Below are 6,040 nucleotides of genomic sequence, written 5' to 3'. Positions count from 1 at the left end.
CCTGACGGGCGCTCCTTGACCCCGCCGCCTACCTCGACGCGCCCAGAACCCGGCGGAGAACCCCCAGAACAAAGATCAACAGCAAGAACAGGGGGTTGACCGGCCCCGCTCCTTCAGGGATGACAGTGAGGATGTAGGTGAGCCCCGCAGCGGTCGTTCTGACCCACGGCCTGACTGACTGCGGGTCTTCAACGGGATCTGTCGTTCGGTCCGCTGCGGGGCTCGCCTGCACTCACCAGACCGCGGTTGTGACCTCATAGGAGCCTGTGCCAGCAGGCACCCATCACTGTCTTGTCCGCTCGCCCGGCTGGTGCGTGCCGCCCTGCCCGCTGCACAGTTCAGGACGGCCATGACCACGATCACACACCCCGCGGCGCTGCCCCAGACCCGCGCAATCACCGGTGGGATCACCGGTGGGATCACCGGTGGGGTTGACACCCACAAGGACACTCACACCGCCGCGGTGCTCGACTCGACCGGGCGGATGCTGGGTCAGCGCCAGTTCCCGACCACCCCCGCCGGCTACGCCGCGCTGCTGGCCTGGCTGCGTGGACACGGCGACCTGCAACAGGTCGGGATCGAGGGCAGCGGCGCCTACGGCGCCGGTCTGGCCGCACACCTGCAGTCGGCCGGGATCGACCTGGTCGAGGTCGACCGCCCCGACCGCAAGACCCGCCGCAGGCAGGGCAAGTCCGACCCGGTCGACGCCGAAGCCGCCGCCCACGCCGCCCCAGGCCGGGCGCGCCACCGGCGTCCCGAAGGACCGCACCGGCCGGGTCGAGGCGCTGCGCGCGCTGCGCACCGCCCGGCGCAGCGCCATCACCGCCCGCGCCGAGGCCCAGACCCAGATCAAGTCATTGATCATCACCGCCCCAGACCCGCTGCGCGGCAGGCTGCGCACCCTGACCGACCGTGAACTCATCGCGACCTGCGCCACCCGCCGGCCCGACCACACCGCAGCCGGGGACCCGGCCACCGCCACCCTCATCGCGCTGCGCGCACTCGCCCGGCGCCACCAGCAACTCACCGCCGAGATCAACGATCTCGACACCCTCATCGCCCCGCTGGTCGCCCAGATCAACCCGGCCCTGTCCGCGCTGGTCGGGGTCGGACCCGACGTCGCCGGACAGCTCCTGGTCACCGCCGGGGACAACCCCCAGCGGCTGCGGTCCGAGGCCGCGTTCGCGATGCTCTGCGGCGCCGCACCGCTGCCCGCCAGCTCCGGGCGCACCCTGCGTCATCGACTCAACCGCGGCGGAGACCGCCAGGCCAACGCCGCGCTCTACCGCATCGTGCTCTGCCGACTGCGCTGGGATCCCCGCACCCGCGCCTACGCCACCCGCCGCACCACCGAAGGCATGAGCAAGAAAGAGATCATCCGCTGCCTCAGAACGTGTTTGAGAAGATCATGTAGCTGGCGTAAACCGGCGGCGCTGCTGCCGGACCGCGGGGCGTCCGCGGGCGATGCGGCGGGTGATCGTATTGATCGCGGCCCACCGGATCATGGCCTCGGAGATCGCGGGAGCGCGTTCATAGTCCCGGGCCAGGCGGCGGTGGGCAGCCAACCAGGCGAAGGTGCGCTCGACGGCCCAACGGCGGGGAATGACGGCGAACCCTCGCTGGCCGGTGGGTTTGCGCACGATGTGCAGCGTGGTGGCCAGAATGGTCGCGGCCCAGTCGAGCAGGCGCCCGGCGAAGCCGCCGTCGGCGAACAGGAACCGCACCCGGGTCCGCAGGCGGGTGTCGAGCAGCACCGACTTGGCGCCGTCGCGGTCCTGCACGCCAGCCGAGCAGACCACGACGCACAGCAGCAGCCCGAGGGTGTCGGTGGTGATGAACCGCTTGCGGCCGTTGACCTTCTTCCCGGCGTCGTAACCGCGGGTCGGGGCGCCGACAGTGTCGGCGCCGCGGACGCTCTGGGAGTCGACCAGCCCGGCGCTCGGCTCGGGGTCGCGGCCCTCGGCCACGCGCAGCTGCCCCCGGACCACGGGCAGGATCTTCTCGGTGACCTTTGCCTGCTCCCACTGGTTGAAGTACCAGTAGACGGTCTGCCACGGCGGGAAATCCGCAGGCAGCTGGCGCCAAGCACAGCCGGTCCGCACGACGTAGAGGATCGCGTCGAGCACCGCCCGGCGCGGATGCTTCTCCGGCCGGCCACCGGTGCGGGCCTCGGGCAGCAGCGGCCCGATTAACGCCCACTGGGCGTCACTGGTGTCGGACGGGTACCTCGATCGTCGCGCCATCCCGCCCAGGGTTGATCACCTCAGCGCCGAGGTCACGCAGACACGCCGACCCTTCTCAAACACGTTCTCAAACGCTACATCGCCCGCGAGGTCTACACCGCACTACTCCACCCCGATGATCATCAAGCCGCCACTTGACATCCATAGGAGCATCCCCGCCTACTGAACCGGGTCAACCGAAGTCTGGGCAGTCCCCTCATTGTTCCGCGAGGCGTGTAATGGTCTGGGTGATGGCGGTCAGGACCGTCGTGGTCCTCGGTGGCGTTGCGATCGCGATCTCCACCCATTCCGGCAGCGGATCCGGTGGCAGTGCCACGTTCGGGCGCTGAACGAGGCGCTTGGTCAACCGCGACTCCAGCTGCCAGAGAGCGATGTCCCTACCGCCCGGCGGGACGTCGAACTCCAATTCTCTGGTGAACTCGGACTCGACGTCGATGCGCACAGTGGACTGGGTCAGTTTGGACCACTCGGTCGACAGTTCGGCGGACGCGCTGGCCAGCCACACGTCCCCCTCCGCCTTCAACGTGAGCCCGGCCGAGAGCGCCAGCTCCTTCGACTTCTCCTGCCCCACCCCGCAGCGCACCGTCCGGCTATCCTTGAACGCCGCTGGCCCGGCGATTGACTCTGCCCAAATCAGCACCCACGACTTCGTGTGCTGGTAGAGGTACGCTAGGGAGTTAGCCGCCGCCAGCAGGTCGCTCCTGGGCAGGCCAGCGAAGCCCGGCTCGTGGCGGAGCAGACCGAGGGTGAGCGTTGGGGCAGTGATGGCGCGGGCTGCCGTCCAAGGGGCCGAGAGCTCGCCGAGCCTGCCGAGCCCGGTGCCGATGGCCCCTGGAGGAAAGTCGGGCGGCCGGTGCTCGCCCGTCATGCTGCCGCCCTTTCCGCCCGGCGGTATGCCCGGTGCCTGTGGTCGGTCAACTCCATCTTCTCATCCAACGGCTGGTCGGCCTCTGCGGCGGTGTGTACTGCTGGGTGACCAACTCGACGAACTGGTGCAGCGCCGGGCGAAGCTCGGCGAGCCCCCATGCCGCCGAGCCAGACATGGCGAGGTCGACGGTGGCCCCGGTGTCCGTAGTCACTAGCTTCAGCAGGCCATCGTCGCCACCGGGCACACTTGGATAAACGAGCGAAAGCGAGACCCGGCCGATTTTGGTCGGTATCCAGCCGGAGGCCAGCAGCCGGCCGTCACTGGAGCCGAGCCGGACCTGAGCGAAGCCCTTCTCGGAGAGCAATAGCTGCTGTTGGGCGAGGGCTCGGCGGCCAACCTCCGAGTCGCTCCACCCCGGTACCCGGACCTTGGAGCTGGCCTCGCCAACCGCTCGACCACCGTCACCGGTCGGGACGGCCTTCGGCGGTGCGGCCTCGGTGCGCTGCTCGGGGGGCGCCGGCTCGGAGCGGGATACGGGACCTCCCACGTCCGGCTGGGACAATTCGTCCACTGCCCGGTGCTCCGCGTTCTTGCCCTGCTCGCTGGCCGGGAGGAAATCCTGGACACGCACGCAACCGGGCGGCAGCCGCCAGTGGTTCCGAGAGCCCCGCACGAACAGGTAGTGCTTGGCTGTCGCGAACCCGTCGAAGTCGACCCCGAGACTTGCGATGAAGAAGTCGTGGTTGTGCCCGGGGTCGTCGACAGTGTCCTGGTAGCCACGGACATCGCCGTTGCTGAGCCGGTCGAGACCGTTCGGGTGGTGGCTGTGCCAGCTACCTATCTGCTCGATGCGCGGATCCGCCAGCTCGCGCTTTCGGAACTCGGTCGTCTGCCACTGCGCATCGCCCAAGTGGTAGGTCGGGGTGCGCTGTGCGCGCGGGCCGTCATCCAGATAGTCGGTAACCTGAAAGGTCAGCTCGCCGAGCGAATCGATACGGGCCTGGACATCGGAATGGCGCGCCGGGCCGCGGATCAGCCCGATAAACTTGCCACCCACCTCTACCCCGGGGTGCTTTTGTATCTCCTCGGTGAACCGTACGGCGACAGTGCGCGCCACGACAATGGTCGGCAGCACGTCCTCGAGTTTGGCGAGGATCTCAGCCACGTCAGTCCCCCAATCCTGGGGCGCCACATCGGAGGTGGCACCGGGCCTGCGGTCTCAGCAGCATGCGGGTGGTCTCGTACATCGTCGGGAAGAGACCGTTCACCCGCCGAAGGGCCACCGTCAGCCAGTTGAACGACGGTGCGGTCAGGTAGTCGGAGTTGCCGCTGCCGAGCAGCGCGGTGATGTAGTGGGCGTGCAAGGAAGCGATGACCGCGATGTCGGCAGCCAGCCCAGAAGCGGTGAAGTCGGCCTGTCCGACACCGTAGATGCGCTGCGTCTCTTCGTCGGTGAGATCGAGCCAGTTCTCGATGTCTCGACCCTGCTCGAGGCTGAATAGCCTCATGCAATTGTAGCAGCCCGTCTCACCCGGCAGATACGCGAACACCTCACCGCCGAGGCCGGTCCGGAACACCGACCCGAAGACGCAGGGACTCCGCTTCTCGACGCACACCTCGTTGACGAAGCTGCGCGCGGCAGCGTTATCAACGGCGCACACGACAAGGTCGGCGTTCCCGACCTCGTCCGCGAATCCGGGGGCGTCGAAGACGTCGCCCCCGGCGTGGTCGATCTTGCACTCCGGATTGCGGTCAACCAGCCAGTCCGCGGCGATGTCGGTCTTGAGTCGACCGATGTCGCAGCGCCGGGCCGGATGCTTCACGAGGTTGACCGCGGTAAGGACGTCGGGGTCGAACAGCGACCACCGCTTGATGCCGGTCATGGCCAACCGCTCTAGGACCACTATGCCACCGCTACCCAGACCGGCGATGACGATCTTGCTGTCGGTTAGCCCAGAGTTGGCCAGCAGGTAGTCGATCCGACTGGTGTCCAGTCTGCTATCCGAGGTCATTTAGGCGCTTCCGGAAGGTGTAGATCGGTCCGTGTACGTGCTGCTCCGGACCTGGCCAGATCTTGCGATCGAGGAAGATCTCGTACTTGTTTAGCCAGAGCGCGCTCTTAGCCACGATAAATGCAATGGACATCAAGGAATGCCATTGAGTCGATTTCATGACGCACAACGTGCCGCCGATCATGTGCGGGTTCCGCTGCGGCGTCCAGCCCGGCGTCGTGACCGCGGGCAACTCGTGGGGATACCGGTTTCCCAGCACGATCTTGATCGTGTAGCGCTTGCCGGTGAACGTGGTGAGAGAGCCGGCGGCGGCGGCCAGCTCGCCCTGGTTCCTGCTTTCGTCCAATCTGAACTGTGGGAAGTGCTTCGTGAGTATTCGCCGCTCGGCTGCCAGTCGTCCGTCTGGCCCAATCTCGCTCACCAGCAGGCTCCGGGGGACACGGTAGGTCACGGCTGGCTCCCGTACTCGCCTTTTTGGTCCGATATCCCAGCGATCGGTTTGCCGGCGCCAAGCTGGGGAGCCTTGCCGACCGCATAGACGTTCCCGTTGGAGTCAATCTCCACGAGATCGTCGTCGCTTAACGAGGACAGCAGCCTCTCCGCTTCGTCTCTGGTTGTCACCGCCGTGGACCTCCGAGTGTCGGGCAATGGGCGCAGCTTCTCGTTGCCCACCCGGAGTCGGTGGAGATCTACCGTCTGTTACAGTGGGCAGCCTGAGCCGCCGCCCTGCTCGCTGCGGCGATCACCACCCTGCGCGGCCACGCCGCGCCGGGCTGACCAGCCCTCACCTGACTGTCATCCCTGAAGGAGCGGGGCCGGTCAACCCCCTGTTCTTGCTGTTGATCTTTGTTCTGGGGGTTCTCCGCCGGGTTCTGGGCGCGTCGAGGTAGGCGGCGGGGTCAAGGAGCGCCCGTCAG

At 67.6% G+C, this 6,040-nt stretch carries 7 protein-coding genes and 1 pseudogene; 2 read left to right on the top strand and 6 right to left on the bottom strand.

Annotated features, from left to right (window positions below):
- Positions 1 to 349 precede the first annotated feature (349 nt).
- Positions 350 to 916, top strand: coding sequence for an IS110 family transposase (locus tag KIK08_RS42335; RefSeq protein ID WP_408004786.1), 567 nt, complete (start codon positions 350 to 352; stop codon positions 914 to 916).
- Positions 858 to 1,274 (top strand): annotated as a pseudogene (locus KIK08_RS42330) (transposase); the annotation flags it as partial. The gene KIK08_RS42335 and the pseudogene KIK08_RS42330, both read left to right, overlap by 59 nt.
- Before the next feature lie 132 nt (positions 1,275 to 1,406).
- Here KIK08_RS42330 and KIK08_RS36440 read toward each other — a convergent pair.
- The 6 genes from KIK08_RS36440 to KIK08_RS36415 form a co-directional block, all read right to left on the bottom strand.
- Positions 1,407 to 2,243: an IS5 family transposase gene (locus KIK08_RS36440; RefSeq protein WP_214407875.1), complete on the bottom strand. Its 837-nt coding sequence runs from the start codon at positions 2,241 to 2,243 to the stop codon at positions 1,407 to 1,409.
- Between the two features lie 196 nt (positions 2,244 to 2,439).
- The gene (locus tag KIK08_RS36435) at positions 2,440 to 3,111 is read right to left on the bottom strand and encodes a hypothetical protein (protein ID WP_214407874.1); all 672 of its coding nucleotides are present in this window, start codon (positions 3,109 to 3,111) and stop codon (positions 2,440 to 2,442) included.
- Between the two features lie 46 nt (positions 3,112 to 3,157).
- Positions 3,158 to 4,276 carry a hypothetical protein gene (locus tag KIK08_RS36430; protein ID WP_214407873.1) on the bottom strand — a complete coding sequence of 373 codons (1,119 nt, stop codon included), beginning with the start codon at positions 4,274 to 4,276 and terminating at the stop codon, positions 3,158 to 3,160.
- A 1-nt stretch (position 4,277) separates the two neighbouring features.
- On the bottom strand, positions 4,278 to 5,123 hold the full coding sequence (locus KIK08_RS36425; protein WP_214407872.1) for a ThiF family adenylyltransferase: 846 nt from the start codon (positions 5,121 to 5,123) through the stop codon (positions 4,278 to 4,280).
- On the bottom strand, positions 5,110 to 5,574 hold the full coding sequence (locus tag KIK08_RS36420; RefSeq protein ID WP_214407871.1) for a type II CBASS E2 protein: 465 nt from the start codon (positions 5,572 to 5,574) through the stop codon (positions 5,110 to 5,112). Before KIK08_RS36420 ends, KIK08_RS36425 begins: the two co-directional genes overlap by 14 nt.
- A complete protein-coding gene (locus KIK08_RS36415) occupies positions 5,571 to 5,795 on the bottom strand; it encodes a CBM20 domain-containing protein (RefSeq protein WP_214407870.1) in 225 nt (74 codons plus the stop codon). Before KIK08_RS36415 ends, KIK08_RS36420 begins: the two co-directional genes overlap by 4 nt.
- Positions 5,796 to 6,040 lie beyond the last annotated feature (245 nt).

Source organism: Pseudonocardia lacus, from assembly GCF_018531445.1.
In the GTDB taxonomy this organism is placed as follows: Bacteria; Actinomycetota; Actinomycetes; order Mycobacteriales; family Pseudonocardiaceae; genus Pseudonocardia; species Pseudonocardia lacus.
Note: the sequence above shows the minus strand (reverse complement) of the source record. Positions and strands in the feature narration are given on the sequence as shown.

Bases quoted from the DNA above. Each gene is read 5' to 3' on its own strand.
- KIK08_RS36440 (WP_214407875.1), bottom strand. From the start codon at position 2,243: ATGGCGCGACGATCGAGGTACCCGTCCGACACCAGTGACGCCCAGTGG.
- KIK08_RS42335 (WP_408004786.1), top strand. From the start codon at position 350: ATGACCACGATCACACACCCCGCGGCGCTGCCCCAGACCCGCGCAATC.
- KIK08_RS36425 (WP_214407872.1), bottom strand. From the start codon at position 5,123: ATGACCTCGGATAGCAGACTGGACACCAGTCGGATCGACTACCTGCTG.
- KIK08_RS36435 (WP_214407874.1), bottom strand. From the start codon at position 3,111: ATGACGGGCGAGCACCGGCCGCCCGACTTTCCTCCAGGGGCCATCGGC.